This is a genomic window from Paenibacillus sp. DRB1-1 (assembly GCF_052119485.1).
GTDB classification, from domain to species: domain Bacteria; phylum Bacillota; class Bacilli; order Paenibacillales; family Paenibacillaceae; genus Paenibacillus; species Paenibacillus polymyxa_B.
This window is the reverse complement of sequence record NZ_JBODQH010000001.1, coordinates 45,174-63,488: the sequence shown is the minus strand read 5'-3', so window position 1 is coordinate 63,488 and position 18,315 is coordinate 45,174. Positions and strand designations below refer to the sequence as shown.

At 47.7% G+C, this 18,315-nt stretch carries 15 protein-coding genes and 1 pseudogene; 11 read left to right on the top strand and 5 right to left on the bottom strand.

Features of this window, described 5'->3' with window-relative positions; translation table 11 throughout:
• Position 1: 1 nt before the first annotated feature.
• The 4 genes and pseudogenes from ACQW03_RS00200 to ACQW03_RS00185 all read right to left on the bottom strand — a co-directional run.
• A pseudogene (locus tag ACQW03_RS00200) lies at positions 2–253 on the bottom strand (IS1380 family transposase); the annotation flags it as partial.
• A gap of 52 nt (positions 254–305) precedes the next feature.
• Entirely contained in the window at positions 306–1,139 is an 834-nt protein-coding gene (locus ACQW03_RS00195; RefSeq protein WP_441947739.1) for a class I SAM-dependent methyltransferase, read from the bottom strand.
• A gap of 157 nt (positions 1,140–1,296) precedes the next feature.
• Positions 1,297–2,178: an Hsp33 family molecular chaperone HslO gene (hslO, locus tag ACQW03_RS00190; RefSeq protein WP_441947737.1), complete on the bottom strand. Its 882-nt coding sequence runs from the start codon at positions 2,176–2,178 to the stop codon at positions 1,297–1,299.
• Positions 2,179–2,209: 31 nt separating this feature from the next.
• A complete protein-coding gene (locus tag ACQW03_RS00185; RefSeq protein ID WP_081366818.1) occupies positions 2,210–2,686 on the bottom strand; it encodes an RrF2 family transcriptional regulator in 477 nt (158 codons plus the stop codon).
• A gap of 248 nt (positions 2,687–2,934) precedes the next feature.
• Between ACQW03_RS00185 and ACQW03_RS00180 the strand changes: the two genes are divergently transcribed.
• The 8 genes from ACQW03_RS00180 (at position 2,935) to ACQW03_RS00145 (ending at position 13,684) form a co-directional block, all read left to right on the top strand.
• Positions 2,935–3,948, top strand: coding sequence for an LLM class flavin-dependent oxidoreductase (locus ACQW03_RS00180; RefSeq protein WP_441947735.1), 1,014 nt, complete (start codon positions 2,935–2,937; stop codon positions 3,946–3,948).
• 263 nt (positions 3,949–4,211) lie between these two features.
• Entirely contained in the window at positions 4,212–6,281 is a 2,070-nt protein-coding gene (locus ACQW03_RS00175; RefSeq protein WP_441947733.1) for a bifunctional aldolase/short-chain dehydrogenase, read from the top strand.
• Between the two features lie 415 nt (positions 6,282–6,696).
• The gene (gene rhaI, locus ACQW03_RS00170) at positions 6,697–7,917 is read left to right on the top strand and encodes an L-rhamnose isomerase (protein WP_076294108.1); all 1,221 of its coding nucleotides are present in this window, start codon (positions 6,697–6,699) and stop codon (positions 7,915–7,917) included.
• Positions 7,914–9,389 (top strand): rhamnulokinase, encoded by a 1,476-nt coding sequence (rhaB, locus tag ACQW03_RS00165; RefSeq protein WP_441947731.1) that lies wholly within the window; start codon positions 7,914–7,916, stop codon positions 9,387–9,389. Before rhaI ends, rhaB begins: the two co-directional genes overlap by 4 nt.
• A gap of 20 nt (positions 9,390–9,409) precedes the next feature.
• Positions 9,410–10,168: a DeoR/GlpR family DNA-binding transcription regulator gene (locus ACQW03_RS00160; RefSeq protein ID WP_441947729.1), complete on the top strand. Its 759-nt coding sequence runs from the start codon at positions 9,410–9,412 to the stop codon at positions 10,166–10,168.
• Between the two features lie 522 nt (positions 10,169–10,690).
• Positions 10,691–11,419 (top strand): (Fe-S)-binding protein, encoded by a 729-nt coding sequence (locus ACQW03_RS00155; RefSeq protein ID WP_071644298.1) that lies wholly within the window; start codon positions 10,691–10,693, stop codon positions 11,417–11,419.
• A complete protein-coding gene (locus ACQW03_RS00150; protein WP_441947727.1) occupies positions 11,416–12,936 on the top strand; it encodes a LutB/LldF family L-lactate oxidation iron-sulfur protein in 1,521 nt (506 codons plus the stop codon). Before ACQW03_RS00155 ends, ACQW03_RS00150 begins: the two co-directional genes overlap by 4 nt.
• Positions 12,929–13,684 carry a LutC/YkgG family protein gene (locus ACQW03_RS00145; RefSeq protein WP_441947725.1) on the top strand — a complete coding sequence of 252 codons (756 nt, stop codon included), beginning with the start codon at positions 12,929–12,931 and terminating at the stop codon, positions 13,682–13,684. The genes ACQW03_RS00150 and ACQW03_RS00145 overlap by 8 nt, the downstream gene beginning before the upstream one ends.
• A gap of 11 nt (positions 13,685–13,695) precedes the next feature.
• Here ACQW03_RS00145 and ACQW03_RS00140 read toward each other — a convergent pair whose 3' ends face one another.
• A complete protein-coding gene (locus ACQW03_RS00140; protein WP_220031280.1) occupies positions 13,696–14,673 on the bottom strand; it encodes a LacI family DNA-binding transcriptional regulator in 978 nt (325 codons plus the stop codon).
• A gap of 154 nt (positions 14,674–14,827) precedes the next feature.
• On the opposite strand from ACQW03_RS00140, the gene ACQW03_RS00135 reads away from it, so the two are divergent.
• From ACQW03_RS00135 to licT, 3 genes are all read left to right on the top strand, one after another.
• Positions 14,828–16,291: a glycoside hydrolase family 1 protein gene (locus ACQW03_RS00135; RefSeq protein WP_071640805.1), complete on the top strand. Its 1,464-nt coding sequence runs from the start codon at positions 14,828–14,830 to the stop codon at positions 16,289–16,291.
• 17 nt (positions 16,292–16,308) lie between these two features.
• Entirely contained in the window at positions 16,309–17,163 is an 855-nt protein-coding gene (locus tag ACQW03_RS00130) for a DMT family transporter (RefSeq protein ID WP_441947722.1), read from the top strand.
• A gap of 259 nt (positions 17,164–17,422) precedes the next feature.
• Positions 17,423–18,265 (top strand): BglG family transcription antiterminator LicT, encoded by an 843-nt coding sequence (licT, locus tag ACQW03_RS00125; RefSeq protein ID WP_025724226.1) that lies wholly within the window; start codon positions 17,423–17,425, stop codon positions 18,263–18,265.
• Positions 18,266–18,315 lie beyond the last annotated feature (50 nt).

Genomic DNA, 18,315 nt, shown 5'->3' with positions numbered 1-18,315 from the left:
AGTCCTGATTGCCGTAGACCGTCTCCACGGTCGAATCCAAATCGAGAATGAACTTGGAGGACAGACAAGGCCGGATCACTTCGAGGTTCACTTGCCGGAGTTCCCTTCGTACATTAGGATTCGTTTTTCCCAGCCGATCCAGTTCCTTGTACAGAAGCGAGTGGTGTGGACAGCGCCCCCCAAGAAAACGTTGGAGTAGAGAGTCCTTTTGCCATCTGCGAAAATGAAACAGTCGCTCACAGCCCAGTATCCAGATACGTCTTCTCATAGGCTATATCTCTCCGTAATTGTAGAGGTGCTGAGCTTCAAGACTTGGTACCAACTGCGAGCATATGTGGGCTCATACCGATTACGGATTCCTGCTCTTCGACCTGCCGTGATATATCTAGCAAACGGCTGCGCTGGGAAGGAACCGCCCACTTCTCTTCAAATCCGGGTGCAATCCAGACGGGACCTTCCACGCCCAATACACGAGGTTCCGGTAATCCAGCCGCCTGCCAGTCTGTGCGCAAGGCATCCGGTGTATGGAAGTAGGAGCGTGTGAGAAAAGAGGGATAAGCAGCAGGGCGCACATGCTGACCATCTGTTAGCTCCTGTCTGACCATATCCATGAACGCATCTTCCTCCACAATGGTATTGCACTCACCGTACACCGATAGTCCCCACAGTAGCGAGCCAAACCTGGAAATAGCTGAAGTAATCAGCGTTCCACCTTTTTTTAAGACACGCGCCGCTTCTTGCAGTGCTTTTACTCGTTCCTTCTGTTCCGTTAAATGATATAAAGGTCCCATTAATAGCACGATGTCCGCGCTTTCATCTTTACGATCAAGATTTCTGGCATCCGCGGTTTCCAACTTGCTGATGATGGGTTTATTCAGTTGCTGCCGACGAGCGAATTCAATGGCTTGGGAAGATAGATCAAATAGATGAACTTCGTATCCCAGCTCCGCCAGCCACGAAGAGTAGACCCCTACACCGCCGCCAATATCGTAAATAACATGAGTAGACTCCCTGAGATAACGTGAAATGATTTCTTTTGATCTTTCCAGTTCTATTTTTCCGATGCCTCGCTCTAACCTTCCTATTTCTGCACCGCCATCATAATAAGCCAGAATTTCATGCGTATCTTTTTCGAGCATAGCGCACCTCATCTCAAGTGATTGGAATAATATAACATTATCACTTACATCATGAACAAGTCTACCGTGTTTAGGATTAAGAAACCATCGGAAGCATTGGGAAAGAAAAAAAGCTGTTCCCCAGTAGCTAAACCTACTTTTTGGGAACAGCCCATATTTAAATGATGTTTGTTTCCAGCATGCCTTCGAGATCTTCATTGGTAAGATGGTAATGTGCGTTACAAAAGTGGCAATGAGCTTCAGCCTGTCCATCGGTATGGATCATATCTTCTATTTCCTTATTCCCTAAGCTGATAATGGCATTGGTAACGCGCTCTTCTGAGCAGGGACAATGAAATTGTACAGGCATGGTTTCCAGTATGTTCATGTTGCTTTCTCCTAAAATCTGACCCAGAATCTGCTCTGGTGTAAGACCTTCCATGACCATTGCGGAGATGCTTGGAATGCTCTCAATACGTCTCTCGATAAAACTGATAACCTCTTCTGGTGTATCTGGCATCAGCTGAATAATAAAACCTCCAGCCGCCTGTATAGAGTTATCTGGGTTAACAATGACTCCCGCTCCTACAGAAGAAGGAATTTGTTCGGATTGGACGAGATAAGATGTGAAGTCCTCGCCCAGTTCACCCGATATGAGAGGGACCTGTCCAACAAACGGGTGTTTTAAGCCGATATCTTTGGATATAATTAGCGCTCCATCTGTTCCTACAGCTCTGGCTACATCCAATTTCCCTATCTGATTAAGCTCAAAATGGGTTTGTGGATTTTTTACATAACCTCTAACTTCACCTTTGGAGTTGGTATCGACAAGAATGGTGCCGATAGGTCCGCCACCGTTGATTCTGATCGTCAGTTTATCCTCATCTTTAAGCATGGCTCCCAGCATGACGCCGACCGTCATAGAACGTCCCAATGCAGCCGATGCTGTGGGCCAGGTATAATGACGCCGTTGGGCTTCACTTACCGTTTCCGTTGTTCTCACGGCATAAGCCCGCACCTGATTGTTGTAGGCAAGAGCTTTTACTAAATAATCGTTCATGTTCATATTCCTTTCTGTTAATTAGAGTTCTTTACAAGACCATTTTTTCCTGAATCCAGTTCTCCAAAGAAGTAATTTTGTCATCATATCCTTCTTTAAAAAAGTCAGCGGATAGTGACGCGATGGTTTCTCTTTTCAGAACGGCCTTCCAGGAGGCTTCCGCTTCTTCCATCAAATTTGCCAGTAAACAACACTGATCGTCTTTCTTTAATTCAAGCATATCGTTGTATATACCGCTGGAAGAATAGAGAGTCTGTTGTCCCTCGATCGCCAGATAAATATCAAATACCCGTATATCCTCAGGTTTTTTCTTTAATTTGAACCCGCCCTTGACACCAGGTACAGAAGTAATCAAATCGGAGCTAACCAATTTACGTAACAGTTTATGAAAATAAGTAGGCGAAGCACCTAACTGCTGGCTAATGGCCTCACCAGGTAAAACCGCTTTGTCCGGCAGCATCGTGAGTAGAAGAAGAGCGTAGACAGATTGTTCGACACCTGTTTTCATATGCACTAGTAATCACCTCAATATTTATAACCAGGCTAACATGGATAAACATTATCCACATATATTGCATAATAGATGAGCTTATCATAAAAGTAAACTGTTTTTTGATAAAAATTAAAAATTTAAATCATTTGCAATTTATAACGGGACACATTATCATAATTGACGTATCAATTGATGGGTCAAAGAATTAAGACGTTGAGGGAAATATGTAAAATAATAATTTGACGGGGGGGGGGTTATATATAATGACTACGCGTAACGTTGCACTATCTATATTAGATCTTGCACCTGTCATTGAAGGCGGCACTCCTGCCGATTCCTTCCGCGACACGGTGGATCTTGCCCAGCATGCTGAACAATGGGGGTACCATCGGTACTGGCTAACGGAGCATCATAACATGCAGGCGGTAGCCAGTGCGGCTACGTCCGTGATCATCGGGCATGTAGCTGCACAAACAAACAAGATTCGGGTCGGTTCAGGCGGCATTATGCTGGCTAACCATGCTCCACTCATGATTGCGGAGCAGTTTGGAACGTTAGAGTCGCTCTATCCGGGACGAATTGATCTGGGACTTGGTCGGGCTCCAGGCACGGATCAACCCGCGATGAGGGCACTGCGGCGAGGGCTTCACAGTACTGGGGAAGATTTTCCCGAGCAATTGAATGAGCTGCGTTCTTACCTGAATCCAGCGCTAAACGGAGCTGTTCCGGGAGTAAGAGCGATTCCTGGAGAGGGGCTGGACATTCCCATCTGGTTACTGGGATCAAGCGGATTCAGCGCACAGCTGGCAGGTCAGCTTGGGTTGCCATTCGCGTTCGCCAGCCACTTTGCCCCTGCTCATTTGTTACAGGCTTTAGAGTTGTATCATCGCAATTTTCGGCCATCCAAAGCACTAGATAAGCCATATGTGATGGTCGGTGTTAATGTGCTTGTTGCAGATTCTGATGAGGAAGCAAAATGGCTCTTTACATCACAAGAACAACAGTTTCTAAATGTGCTGCGCGGGCACAGCGGAGGACTGAAGCCACCAGTTGATGACATGGAGAAACTCTGGAGTGAGCAGGAAAAGGAGGCGGTTCGTGGTAATATGCTGGGGTATTCAGCCATCGGCAGCCCTGACACCGTCAAGCAAAAGATGGATTGGATAATCGACCAGACGAGAGCCAATGAGCTGATTACAACCTCTCAGGTATATGACCATCAGGCGCGTCTGCGCTCGTACGAGCTGCTAGCCAAAGTGATGCGTATAGTTGGGTAATTAGATAAGTTAAACAAATGAGGCTGTGCCAGAAAGGTTCTTATAACCGATTCTGACACGGCCTTTATTTTCTGCGTGGAAATGATCGTTTTACAATGAATATATCCGTTTTATAGATGGGTAAAAATTAAAATTTATTTTTGATTATTTTTGTATTACTTATTTTCAAATTAAAACAAAAGTGTTATAGTCTCCATAAACAAAGAATAACCACTGTAATAAAGCCTTTCAAAACTAAAAATAAACTTGGAGGTCTTTTTCCTATGGTACAAAGTCTGTGGATTTCTTCACACGCATCTGAGCAGAAAAGCACGCTGGAACAGCTCGTATACCGTTCTAACCTGATTGGCACAGATAGGAGTGTGTGCAACTGGGGAGGCGGTAACACTTCGGCCAAAACGACGATACCAGATTTTCGCGGGCGTGAAGTAGAAGTGATGTACGTCAAGGGCAGCGGTTCCGATCTCGCAACAATGAAAGCGCATAACTTCACTGGTCTTCGTATGGAGGATATTCGTCCTTTATTTGAAAGGGAAGATATGTCTGACGAGGATATGGTGGCATATTTGGCGAACTGTATGATAGATGCCAAGCATCCACGGGCTTCAATTGAGACGCTATTGCATGCTTTTCTGCCTTTTAGACATGTGGATCATACACACCCGGACGCGATTATTAGCTTGTGCTGTGCGCACAACGGCAAGGAAATCGCTAAGGAAATTTTCGGTGACCGTTTTGTATGGGTGCCTTATATCCGTCCTGGATTTAAGCTATCGAAGATGATTGCCGAAGGTGTACTCGATCATCCACAAGCTGAATTGGTATTGATGGAAAAGCATGGTCTGGTTACGTGGGGAGAGACATCCGAAGCGGCTTATGCGAAAACAATCGAAATCATTCAAGAAGCAGAAAGCTATATTAAAGCTCGTCAAGAGGAAAAGCAGGCATTTGGAGGCACAAAATATAAAGCGCTTACTTATGAAGAGCGCCGTAGCATTGCATCTCGAGTTATGCTGTCGGTTCGGGGAGCGGTCAGTGATGAGAAAAAGATGATTTTAACCTTTGATGACGCGGAGGATGTGTTGGAGTTTGTGAACGGCCGGGATTCTGCTGCTTTATCCCAGGTCGGGGCTGCGTGCCCGGATCATCTGGTCCATACCAAGATGAAGCCGCTCTATGTAGATTGGACACCGGATGTGGAGGATGTAGAGGGCTTGAAAGTTAAGCTTGCCGAGGGTATAGCAGCCTATAAGGAGCAGTATCAAGTTTACTTCGAGCGCAATCGGCTTGAAGGAGATGTTATGTTTGAGGCTGCGCCACGTGTAATTTTGATTCCGGGTGTCGGTATGATCAACACAGGTAAAAGCTGGAGCAATGCGCAGGTGAGCGGTGCTCTATACCATCGGGCTATCGCTGTTATGCGAGGGGCAACGACGTTAGGAGAGTTTGTTTCGCTCAGTGAGAACGAGTCATATAACGTGGAATATTGGCCGCTGGAGCTTTATAAGCTGTCACTCGCGCCAGCAGAAGCTGAATTTTCCCGTAAAATCGCGTTCATTACAGGCGGTGCAGGCGGAATTGGCAGTGCAACCGCACGTCGTTTGGTGGATGAAGGCGCACATGTCGTACTAGCAGATCTGAATCTGGAAGGCGCGCAAAAGGTAGCCGCAGAGATAAATAGCAGCTACGGAGAAAACCGTGCCATCGCCGTAAAAATGGATGTGACGCAGGAGGAGCAAATTCAGGCTGCCTATGCAGAAACGGCATTGACCTATGGCGGTGTAGATATCATCGTCAACAATGCAGGGCTTGCTACATCCAGTCCGTTCGATGAAACATCGTTAAAGGAATGGAATTTAAATGTGAATGTGCTGGGAACGGGTTATTTTCTGGTTGCACGAGAAGCGTTCAAGCTCATGAAGGAGCAGACACTTGGCGGCAGCATGGTGTTCGTCGGCTCCAAAAACTCGGTCTACGCAGGAAAAAATGTAACAGCCTACAGCTCGGTCAAGGCGCTGGAAGCGCATTTAGCCCGTTGTATTGCCGCAGAAGGCGGTGAATATGGTATCCGTGTGAACACCATTTTGCCGGATGCCATTCTGCAAGGCTCGGCAATCTGGAACTCCAATTGGCGCAACGAGCGCGCTGCCGCCTACGGGATCGAGCCCGACCAGCTGGAGGAACATTACCGCAAACGTACGACGCTGCTGGTCAACATTTACCCGCAGGATATTGCCGAGGGCATTGCCTTTTTCGCCTCATCCAAGGCTGAGAAAACGACAGGTTGTATGCTGACCATCGACGGTGGTGTCCCCGCAGCATTTACGCGCTAGCCGAATTAAAATGAACCTATGTATGCGATAGACTCATTTCAACGGCTCAACACTTAGGATTATAACGAACTAATTTAATGTACTAATCTATTTCACTAATCTAAGCCACAAGCCCATAGTTCCGAACGGTTGTAAAACGCTTTGAAAAACACGTAAATAAGTAACAATGCTTATTTACGTGTTTGCATCCTTTTATATACACACTAACACTTTAAAATAGAAGTGACTTTATGGATGGTCAGCAGCGGAGCGGGCGGAATTGTTCTGAAGAAACGAAGTGTTCGCCTTTGCAACGGGATTTTAACCTTATCATGTGTTATAAAATGAAAAATCCCGTTGCAACAGCGATCGGAAGAACAATCCGCACGCGAAGCGGCCTCCCGTAACTCACTTCATTTTCCAAGGAGGAACCACGATGAGTGACAAAGCGTATGCCTTATTCGAGGAGCAACAGCAACAACGAGGCATTGACCTGGAGCAAGTAAAGGCAAAGCTGAAAGCGCTTAGCATAGAAACACCATCCTGGGGATATGGCGACTCAGGTACACGGTTTAAAGTCTTTCAGAAAACAGGCGTGCCGCGTGATCCGTTCGAAAAGTTGGAGGATGCCGCGCAGGTTCATGCCGTGACAGGCCTATGTCCATCCGTTGCGATTCACATTCCGTGGGATACAGTAGACAATTACGGCAAGCTTCGCAGTCATGCCGAAAGCTTGGGACTACAGATTGGGGCCGTGAATCCCAATCTGTTTCAAGATGAGGACTACATGCTCGGCAGTGTCACCAATGTAAACCCGGCCATCCGCCGCAAGGCCATCAACCATTTGCTGGAATGCGTGGATATTGCGAAGGAAACGGGCTCTAACGATTTTAGCTTATGGTTCGCAGACGGAACGAATTATCCCGGCCAGGGGGACATTCGCAAACGGAAAAATTGGATGCTGGAAGCGCTCAGTGAAATGTATAAGGCGCTCACACCTGACATGCGCATGCTGATTGAATATAAGGCGTTCGAGCCAGCCTTTTACCATACGGATATTGCCGACTGGGGTATGGCGTACAATTTCGCAACCAAGCTGGGACCGCAGGCACAGGTGCTGGTGGATACAGGGCATCATCTGCCGGGAGCCAACGTGGAGCATATTGTCGCATTTCTAATTGATGAAAAACGATTAGGTGGTTTTCATTTTAATAGCTATAAATATGCGGATGATGATTTGATTGTAGGTTCAGCCAATCCGTATGAGTTATTTTTGATTTTTTATCAGATTTTAAATGCGGCTCAGGATGTAGATGCGGATATTCGCCATACCGTCGATAAAATTGCTTATTTGATCGACCAGTCGCACAATATTGAACCTAAAATCCCGGCCATGATTCGCTCGGTGCTGAATGTGCAGACTCAATATGCGAAGGCACTCTTGATTAATCATGCAGAGGTGGAGGAAGCGGCGAGCCGCCAGGATGTGCTGGGTGCGGAGGATGCCGTGCGCCAAGCGTTTGAGTTCGATGTAGCGCCATTGCTCAGAGCAATCCGTGAAGAGCAAGGGCTACCAGCAGACCCGATGAAAGCCTATTTAGCGTCTGAGTATGGCACGCAGATTTTGCAAAGAGGCAAGGGTGGTGCAAGCTGGTGAGCATCCTCGCTTATGATTTGGGGGCAAGCAGCGGCAGGGTTCTACTCGGAGAATTGACAGATTCACGTATAGTGGTGGAGGAAATCCATCGCTTTTCGAATGATCCGGTCAAGGTTGGGGAACGTCTGCACTGGGATCTGTTGCGTCTGTATCACGAGGTTCAGCAAGGATTGCTCAAAGCCAAGCATATGGGAGTGGATCCGTCCAGTCTTGCGATTGACTCCTGGGCGGTCGATTTTGGATTGATTGGGAAAACCGGAGAATTGCTGGGGAACCCTTATCATTATCGGGATTGGCACACCCACGGGGTGATGGAAGAAGTACAGGAACGGCTGGGAAAAGACTCCATTTTTCAGCGTACAGGCATTCAGTTTTTGACGTTTAACACGATTTATCAGCTGGCTGCTATGCGAAATGCGAGTTCACCGTTGCTGGAGCAGGCAGAGCATTTCTTAATGATTCCTGATCTGTTGCGGTATTTTCTGACAGGTGAAATGTACAATGAGTTTTCGAATGCGACTAGCACGCAATTATATAATCCGTTGCAGCAAAAATGGGATGATGAGCTTTTGTCTGGAATCAACATTCCCCGCTCTTGGTTTGGAGAGGTACTGGAGCCAGGAGATGTTGCAGGAACGATCCGCTCGTCGGTCATGACCGATCTGGGCATTGGAGCGATTCCTGTGATTGCAGTAGCAGAGCACGATACGGGATCTGCTGTGGCTGCCGTGCCTGCGCTGGAGCGCTCGTTTGCGTACTTGAGCTGCGGAACATGGTCCCTGATGGGAACGGAAACGGCACAGCCTGTAATCAATGACGATACGCTTCGTTTTAATTTTACGAACGAAGGTGGGGTCGGTCGAACTTACAGACTGCTTAAAAACATTATGGGCTTGTGGATTTTACAGGAGGCGCGCAGAGAGTGGGAGCGGCAGGGACACTCCTATTCCTTTCCCGAACTGGTTCATATGGCAGAACAGGCTCCAGCATTCACTTCTTTGATTGACCCGGACGATGAACTGTTTCTGCACGCCGGAGATATGAAAACACGTATTCGCCAATATTGCCGTAACACCGGGCAGCCATTGCCCGAGACGCCGGGAGAAATAACGCGCTGTATTTTGGAGAGTCTGGCGTTAAAGTACCGTTACATTTTGGAGCTTACGGAGCAGGTGTCAGGACAACGGTATAATGGTTTGCATATGGTCGGAGGAGGGATTCAAAATCGCTTGCTGTGCCAATGGACGGCCAATTCGATTCAAAAACCAGTGTGGGCGGGACCTGCAGAAGCGAGCGCAATCGGCAATCTTGCGGTACAATGGATGACACAGGGAAAGTTCGCCGATATATGGGAAGCACGCCGGGTCATCGCGGATTCTATTTCCGTGGAGGAATATGAACCTGCCGAGTCAGAAGCGTGGGAGGATGCCTACGGGCAATTCCGGCGGGTGGCGGGACTTTTTGTACATTAAAGATGTGGAGTGAGATTGCCATGCTGGTCGCAGAAAGATATGAGATGATTGTGCAGCTCGTTAATGAAAAAGGAAGCATACGGGTGTCCGAATTGAGTGAGTTGTGCAAAGTAACGGAGGAAACGATCCGCCGTGATCTGGACCGCCTGGAGCAGGCGGGACGACTGCGCCGTTCGCATGGGGGAGCGGTCAGTGTCAAAAACGAGCAGCCTGAAACGCCCTATGCGGTACGGGAAATTATGAACGCAGAGGAAAAGCGCAGGATTGCCGAGGAAGCGGTTAAGCAGATTCAGCTGAATGATCGTATTTTGCTGGATGCCAGCACAACCGCCTGGTATATGGCGTCAAGTTTACCGGATATTCCTTTGACAATATTAACAAATTCGATTCGGGTAGCTACAGAGTTGGCGGGTAAGGAAAAAATCGAGGTTATTTCGACGGGGGGGCAGTTGCTTCAACGCTCGCTGTCATTTGTAGGCCCGCTCGCAGAGCGTTCACTAGAAACCTATTATGTGGATAAATTGTTTTTCTCCAGCCAGGGGGTTCATCTGGATCGCGGTATTAGTGAATCGAATGAACTGCAAGCTCGTTTGAAGCAGAAAATGGTCAGCATTGCAGACCGTGTGATTTTACTGGCGGATGCGAGCAAATTTGGGCAACAGGCGTTTACGCATGTCGTGAACCTGTCGCAGGTATCCGAGATTATTACGGATTCACGGTTGTCAGACCCGATTCGCAGTCAGTTGTCGGAGCTGGCTATTCCAGTTACGGTTGTGTAAAGCGGGGAGTTTCCGAGGTAGAGGTCGCTCCGCGTTTCATTTGATCTTACGATCGCTGTTGCAGTGAGATTCTTTGATGATGTAAAACACGTATAGGTGAGAATCCCACTGCAAAGGCGAGCGCTGACGCTTCTCCAGATTCAAATGAACCGCTCCGCTAGTATCCTCGATAAGTGGATTTTTTGATAGTGAGTAGGTATCGGTTCAAACATAGTGACGTTAGACAAACTATGACAGCTCAACAGGAAAAGGTACAGTATTCAAGATGATTAGAAAGCGTTTACTTTTCATATAAGCTGAACTCGAAAAATTCACATAAAACGGAGTAGGCGGAATGGTGCTGTACAAGCGTGAGCGGTCGCCTTTGTCCCCGGATTTTTACCATTGAGTATTTATTCAAAAAATCTGGGGGCAACAGCGATGGGAAGCACCATCCGACTGCGTAGTGGCACCAAAGGTAACTTTTCAGCTCAGTTTATGTATAAAGTAATAGCTATTCCATGGACGGAAGGGGTGTTCCGTATGAAGGTATCTTTATTTATTACCTGCCTGAGTGATGCGATTTATCCCAAGGTGGGGGAAGCGATGGCACGCTTGCTTGCCAGATATGGTGTTCAGCTGGATTTTCCGAAGATACAGACTTGCTGCGGACAACCATCCTATAACAGCGGCTATTGGGATGAAACGAGGATTGCGGCTAAAACAATTTTGAAAGCGTTTAACGACAGCGATTTTGTCGTATCTCCTTCCGGATCCTGCACCTATATGCTTCATCATTACCCGGAGTTGTTTAAGGATGAACCCGAATGGCTCGATTCGGCACGGAGGTTGGAGCAAAAGACGTATGAGTTTACGCAATTTATGGTGCAGGTGCTTGGCGTGACCGATGTGGGCGCGTCTTTTCCGCATACGGTAACCTACCATCCGTCTTGCCATGGCACACGTTTGCTCGGCGTGAAGGAGGAACCGATGAAGCTGCTTGGCAGTGTAAAGGGGCTGCAATTAGTACCACTTCCCTTTGCTGAGGACTGCTGTGGCTTTGGCGGGACTTTCGCGGTGAAAATGCCGGATATTTCGGGAGCGATGGTGACTGAAAAAGTGGACCACATCAGGGAGACCGAAGCCGAGGTACTGGTCGGACTAGATATGGCCTGCTTGATGAACATTGCTGGAAATCTTCGGTATCGGGAGGAGCCAGTTCGGGTGATGCATCTGGCTGAGCTGCTGTACGAAGGGGTGAAGCACGCATGACCGCCGTACACTCACATTCCATGAACCAAAAGGTCAAAAAACGCGCAGAGCTGGCCCTAAATGATGATTTTCTGCGGAATGCAGTTCGTTTCACTACGGAGCGGCTGCGCAACGGCAAGCGGGTGGCTTCAGAGCAGCACGGAAATTGGGAGGAATGGCGTGAACGTGGCCGTCAAATTCGTCTGCATACCATTGCCCATCTGGACTATTACTTAAATCTATTTGTAGAAAATGCCCGTGCCAACGGGGTGCATATTCATTTTGCCGATACAGCAGCCGATGCCGTGCGTATTACACTGGATATTGCTGCGCATAGCCAAGCCCGCTCCGTCGTCAAATCCAAGTCGATGGTGTCGGAGGAACTGCATTTGAATCAGGCGCTGGAGGGTGCGGATATCGAGACGATTGAAAGTGACCTTGGTGAATATATTATTCAACTGGCAGGAGAGCCCCCGTCTCATATCGTCATTCCGGCGATTCACAAAAACCGCTATCAGATTGCCGAGCTGTTATCCAAAGAAGCAGGGGAGAAACTGTCCGCGGATACGACGATTTTGGCGGGCTTTGTCCGCAAAAAGCTGCGTGAGAAGTTTCTAGAAGCGGATATTGGCATGACCGGGTGTAATTTTGCCATCGCCGAGACAGGCTCCATGGTCCTGTTTGAAAATGAAGGTAACGCACGAATGGTATCCACTTTGCCCAAAACGCAAATTACGCTGATGGGCATGGAACGGATTATTCCATCCTGGACGGATTTGGAGGTGATGGCTACCTTACTGCCACGATCTGCTACTGGACAGAAGCTGACCATGTACATGTCTGGTATTTCAGGCCCTCGGCGCAGCCAAGATGCCGATGGGCCTGACGAAATGCACATCATCATCGTAGATAACGGACGTTCACTACAGCTAGGCAATCCCGAGTTTCAAGAGTTGTTGAATTGCATTCGCTGTGGGGCTTGCCTGAATGCCTGTCCGGTGTACCGACACATTGGCGGGCATGCGTATGGCGGGACATATAGTGGCCCTATCGGTGCAGTGCTTACGCCTGCCCTTCATGGCAACATCCAAGAGTGGAACGATATTGCAAGTGCGTCCAGTCTGTGTGGTGCGTGTTATGAAGCCTGTCCGGTCAAAATACCGCTGCATGATATGCTGGTATATTTGCGTAGACGTAAGGTAGAGGCGGGACAAGGAGATAAGCTGGAAACGGCAGGAATGAAAGGTTTTGCGACCGTGGTTTCCAGCTCGAAGCGATTCGCAGCGGCGATTCGGCTAGGGCAGATCGCCCAGAAAGCAGTCGTCCGTAAGGGCGAAATTACCCTTAAGCTGGGCCCCCTAAAGGGATGGAATACGTACCGTGTGGCTCCCTCTTTGGCGAAAAAATCCTTCCGTCAGCAATGGAACACGCTGGAGCATAAGCTGGAGCAGGAACGCAACGTGATGCAGCCGGATGTTCTCAGTCGAATGGAGAAGATTTTGGCAGATAGAAGTAAAGGAGGGACGCAGCATGAGTGAACAGAGTAATCCTTCTGCGCAAGCAAAAGCGGCCCATGAAACGTGGCTTCATCAAATGGAAGCAGAATCCCGTGCCAAGCAGGTACGCTTTATGGACGGCATCGCGACGCGGCTCAAGCGTCCACGACAAACGGAGCCGCCAGTTCAGCCGTTTCGCGGCGCACCTGCATTTTGGCACGAATTCGAATGGAGCGCGGAGCAACGCATCGAGGAATTCACCGCCAACTTTACAAGTGTTGGCGGGCATGTCGTGCGTCTGCCGGATTTGGAGCAGACCGCAGACTGGATCGCGCACAAAGCGCGAGAGCTGGGAGCGGCCTATATCGTCCGGCAGAATGAGCCGGACCTGGATGCGCTCCAGCTGGAATCGGCGCTGCCGGAAGTCCGTTTATCGGTGTGGAACACCGATCCAGTCGAGGATTGGAAGGCCTGCGCCGCCGAGGCGGATATCGGCATCGTCATCGCCGACGAAGCGGCTGCTTACACCGGTTCGGTAGCGGTGCTATCCTCGCCGGAGAAAGGCCGTGCAGTCAGCCTTTTGCCAATTGCACTGATCATTCTTCTGCCAGTAGAGCGCTTGCGAACACGACTGGGCGAAATTCTAAACCGCTTTGACGAAGCCGGGCGTGAGCAATTGCCCGCAGGCATTCATTTTATTACTGGACCGAGCCGCTCGTCGGATATTGAAAATGATCTGACGATCGGTGTACACGGGCCGGGTATCGTCTATACACTGTTGATTGGTTAGTTGTAGATGGATTAGCAGGTAGACTGGCGGACCTTCAATTCAAAAGCAAGGGAGACTGGCTCCAAAGGCTGCCCGTTCAATTGCTGATATAATGTACGGAACATTTCCTGTCCGATTCGCTGCAACGGGTTCGTAATATTGGTCAGTCCCATGGCGTCGGCTACCTGACTTTCGTCAGCTTCAAAGCCGACCACTGCCAAATCTCCTGGAACCTTCCAACCTATACTACGAGCGGCTGAGATAATACCGCATGCCACCAAATCATTGGTTGTCATGATGGCATGGGGACGTTCCTTTAACGACTCCAGCTTGGCGAACGCTCGCATTCCGTCCTGCACCGTATGTATACCACTGAGCAACCATTCCTCATTCACTGGCAGCTTCCTTGCTGCGAGCAGGTCATAATAGGCCTGGAGTCTTCTTTGGCTGTTTACGCTGTTTTTTCTGCCTACGGTGCAGGCGATTTTTTCAAGTCCCAGCTCGGCCAAATGCTCTAATCCAATCCGAAATCCTTCATAATGATCGAGATAAATGGATGAAATCTCTTTATTTTTTAATGGCTCGCAGGTCACAATCGGCCCATACTTGGTGTAATGCCTCACAGCGGACCAATCCAGCATACGCCGTAAAATGACGATCCCGTCCACTTTTTTCTGCCTCAAAAGCTCTAACGCCGCGCTTTCCAAATCCTGATTTTCCTCCGTCTGGTAGATCAAAACCTGATAATCTTGCTCTTTACCCGCATTGGATACTCCCTTGATGATTTGCATGTAATAATTGTTAATCGTTGGGGTCATGATCCCAATAACCTTGGTACGGCCTACTTTCAATTGCACCGCATTAATATTCGGAATATAATCCAGTTCCCGAATGACTTCCATCACCCTGGTCCGCGTTGCTTCACTGACATATGGATGATGATTAAGCACCCGGGACACGGTACTTGTCGATACCCCCGCAATTTCAGCAATTCTTTTTATATTATGCATGACATTCAACTCCAAAAATTTAGTTCTTGACCTGGAATGCATCCCAGATTGTAGCATGAAAGCATAAATCGTATGCAGCAATCCGGGATGCATTTGAAGGACATGGGTTCCGCATACTTCTTCACAAATTATAACCTACTTGGAGGAATGCAACATGGAACAGGCAAAAGGTTTTCCCAAGAACTTTCTATGGGGCGGGGCAGCCGCTGCCATGCAGATTGAAGGGGCTTACAACGTAGATGGAAGAGGACTCTCGATTTCTGATGTATTTACCTTTGATCCAGCACTCGACAAAAAGCATTGGCTGGATCAGTGGCATATGATGACCCATGCGCAGGTTAATGAAGCATTGGACCCAAACAGCACCAAAAATTATCCAAAACGTCGGGGAAATGATTTCTATCACCGCTATGAAGAAGATATTAATCTGCTGGCCGAAATGGGTTTTAAATGCTTCCGCACTTCCATTTCTTGGACACGTATTTTCCCGAATGGCGACGAGACAGAACCCAATGAGAAAGGACTGCAATTCTATGACAAGGTTTTTGATGCCCTGCTGGCCAAAGGAATTGAACCTGTCATCTCGCTGACACATTACGATATGCCTTTGTATCTTGTCACCGAATATGGTGGCTGGAAAAACCGGAAACTGATTGAATTTTTCGTCCGTTTTGCCGAGACTGTATTTACCCGTTACAAGGATAAAGTAAAGTACTGGATTACGTTTAACGAAATGAACTGTGTCAAACACCATCCGTTTGTCAGCGCGGGGATCATTGAAGAGAATCACCCGAATCTGGAGCAGGACAAGTATCAATCTGCCCATCATCAGTTTATAGCCAGCGCGCTGGCAGTCAAAGCCTGTCATGAGATTATACCAAACTCCCAGATTGGGTGTATGATCAGCTATCTGTTGCTTTATCCGAATACCTGCAATCCGGATGATGTGCTTGAATGCCAAAAGGAAGAACGAGTGTCCTTCTTTTTCAGTGATGTACAAGCTAGAGGGTATTATCCGTCCTATACCGCACGTATGTTCAAAGAAAAGGGTGTTGTTCTGCATAAAGAACCTGGCGACGATGAAATCTTGCGAGATAACCTCGTAGACTTCGTGTCCCTGAGCTACTATATGTCCAACAATGCCAGTGCCACTGCCGATCAGCATGCCAAAGCAAGCGGAAATCTGATTGGTGGCGTGAAAAATCCTTACCTCGAGCAGTCCGAGTGGGGATGGCAGATTGATCCTAAAGGATTACGTTATGCGCTCAATAACCTGTATGACCGCTATCAAAAGCCACTGTTCATTTCAGAAAACGGCGTGGGTGCGACAGATCAAATGAATCCTGACGGGACCATTAACGATGATTACCGTATCGACTATCTGAAAAAACATATCGAGCAAATGAGGGAAGCCATTGAGGATGGAGTGGACCTGTTCGGCTACACCGCCTGGGGTCCCATCGACATGATCAGTGCTTCGACCTCACAGGCATCCAAGAGATACGGCTTCGTCTACGTCGACCAGGATGATCTGGGCAACGGAACACTGAACCGCTACAAGAAAAAAAGCTTTGACTGGTATAAAAAAGTGATTGAATCGGGCGGAGAAGTGCTCTAAACGGAGGCGTATGATGCATGAAAGGCTTGAGCCTGCTCTTATGCCTGATCTGGGGCTTTAATTTTGTCATCATGAAATTGGGCAATGGAGCCTTTGAACCTGTTCAATTTGCGGCTCTCCGGTTTCTCACAGGGACGCTACTTCTGTTCGGAATTCTCATGTGGAAACGGGTTCCGAACCCTGACAGGCACACGATAAAATGGTATATACTCTGCGGGATTCTCCAGACTACCTATTTTAATATTGCGATTCAGATATCCCTAAACTACATTAATGCGGGCTTAACCTCCGTGCTTACGTACAGCATGCCGCTGTTTTTATCCATAATGGCTCATTTTATGATTCCTGGTGAGCGGCTGAACACACGCAAAACGATTGGAATTGCTACAGGGGTCATGGGGCTATTATTTGCTATGGACATTCATTTGGGCGGCAATTTGTGGGCCATGTTGCTTGGGGTGAGTTCAGCGATTGCTTGGGCACTTTCGAACCTGATTATCAAGCTCAGGCTCCAGCAATGCGATAAAACCCAGTTCACGACCTGGCAGATGGCGTTCGGTGCGCTCGGATTGTTATTGTATTCCCTGTTGTTTGAGCGATGGGAGCCAAACTTTAGCACTGCGTCGATCTTTTATATCTTATTTTCCGGTATTGTGGCGTCTGCTCTTGCATTCCTGCTGTGGACTCATATTCTCACTAGAATGGAAGCAAGTAAAGCTTCTGTTACGCTGTTGCTGGTTCCTATCATCGGTGTTGTGTCCGGCTGGATCTTTCTTCACGAGGCATTCAAAGCGGCTACCTTGCTTGGCATTTTCTTAGTACTGGCGGGCATCTGGATTGTGAATCGTTCAGGGACTCCGAAGCCGCAGTAAGCGGATGGAAGGCTTTTTTTAATAAAGGGTTGACAGAAAAAAAGAAACTCTATTATAATGAAGCCAAGAAAACGATTACAAAAATGAATCTCATAATTTTCAGGGTGTTACTATTTTAGGCATAACCTGAATGGAGTTCCGGTAAATGGGCGATAACGTCTATGAAGCGGTATTCTGTTCAGGTTTTTTAGTGTATGCACATTTTTTAACAGAGTCTCTTTAAAAAATGGCCTTCCAGTAAATAAAAGCAGGTGGTCGCATGATTTTGAAGAAAGCGCTTAACAACAATGTCGTTTTAGCAGAGGAAGAGGACGCCCAAGAGGTCATTGCGACAGGAAATGGAATCGCATTCAACCTGAAACCGGGGGATACCATCGATGAGCGAAAAATCACGAAGCTGTTTGTAGTCAAAACTCAGGATTTATCCGCGAAGCTGGCGGATTTGCTGAAAGATGTGAAGATGGAATGTATTGAAATCGCGGATGAAATCGTGGAGTATGCCAGACCGAGATTGGCTGGAGACATTAGTGACTATATTTACCTAGCTCTGATCGACCACATTTCATTCGCCATCCAAAGGCATGAACGGGGAACACCGATTGAAAACCGGTTTCTATGGGAGATCAAGCGGTTTTATCGCGAAGAATTCGCGATCGGAAAACACGCGCTGGAGATGATTCGTAACAGGATCAACATCACGTTCGATGAGAATGAAGCCGGGTTTATTGCCCTGCATTTCGTCAACGCCCGCCTGGATAACCAGAAGCTTGATCTGACGCTAAAAACGTCAAAAGTCATCAAGGATATTATGGATATTGTAAAATACCACTTCAATGTCGAGATTGATGAAGATTCATGGAATTACAACCGTTTTGTAACCCATCTTAAATTTTTTGCCCAGCGGCTTTTTGCCCACGAATCGGCAGACCCGCAGTACATGAATTTGTTCGAAGACCTGAAAACCAAATTTCCAGAAGAGCACAGATGTGTACAAAAAATAGGGGTGTATGTGAATAAGCAGTTTGAGCAGAAATTAACCAATGATGAAATGATGTATCTTATGATTCACATTTCCAGATTGGTCAACAGAACTGAAAACTAACAGGGTGTTACCATTTGTGGGCATTACCTGAGTGATTTCGATACTAAATT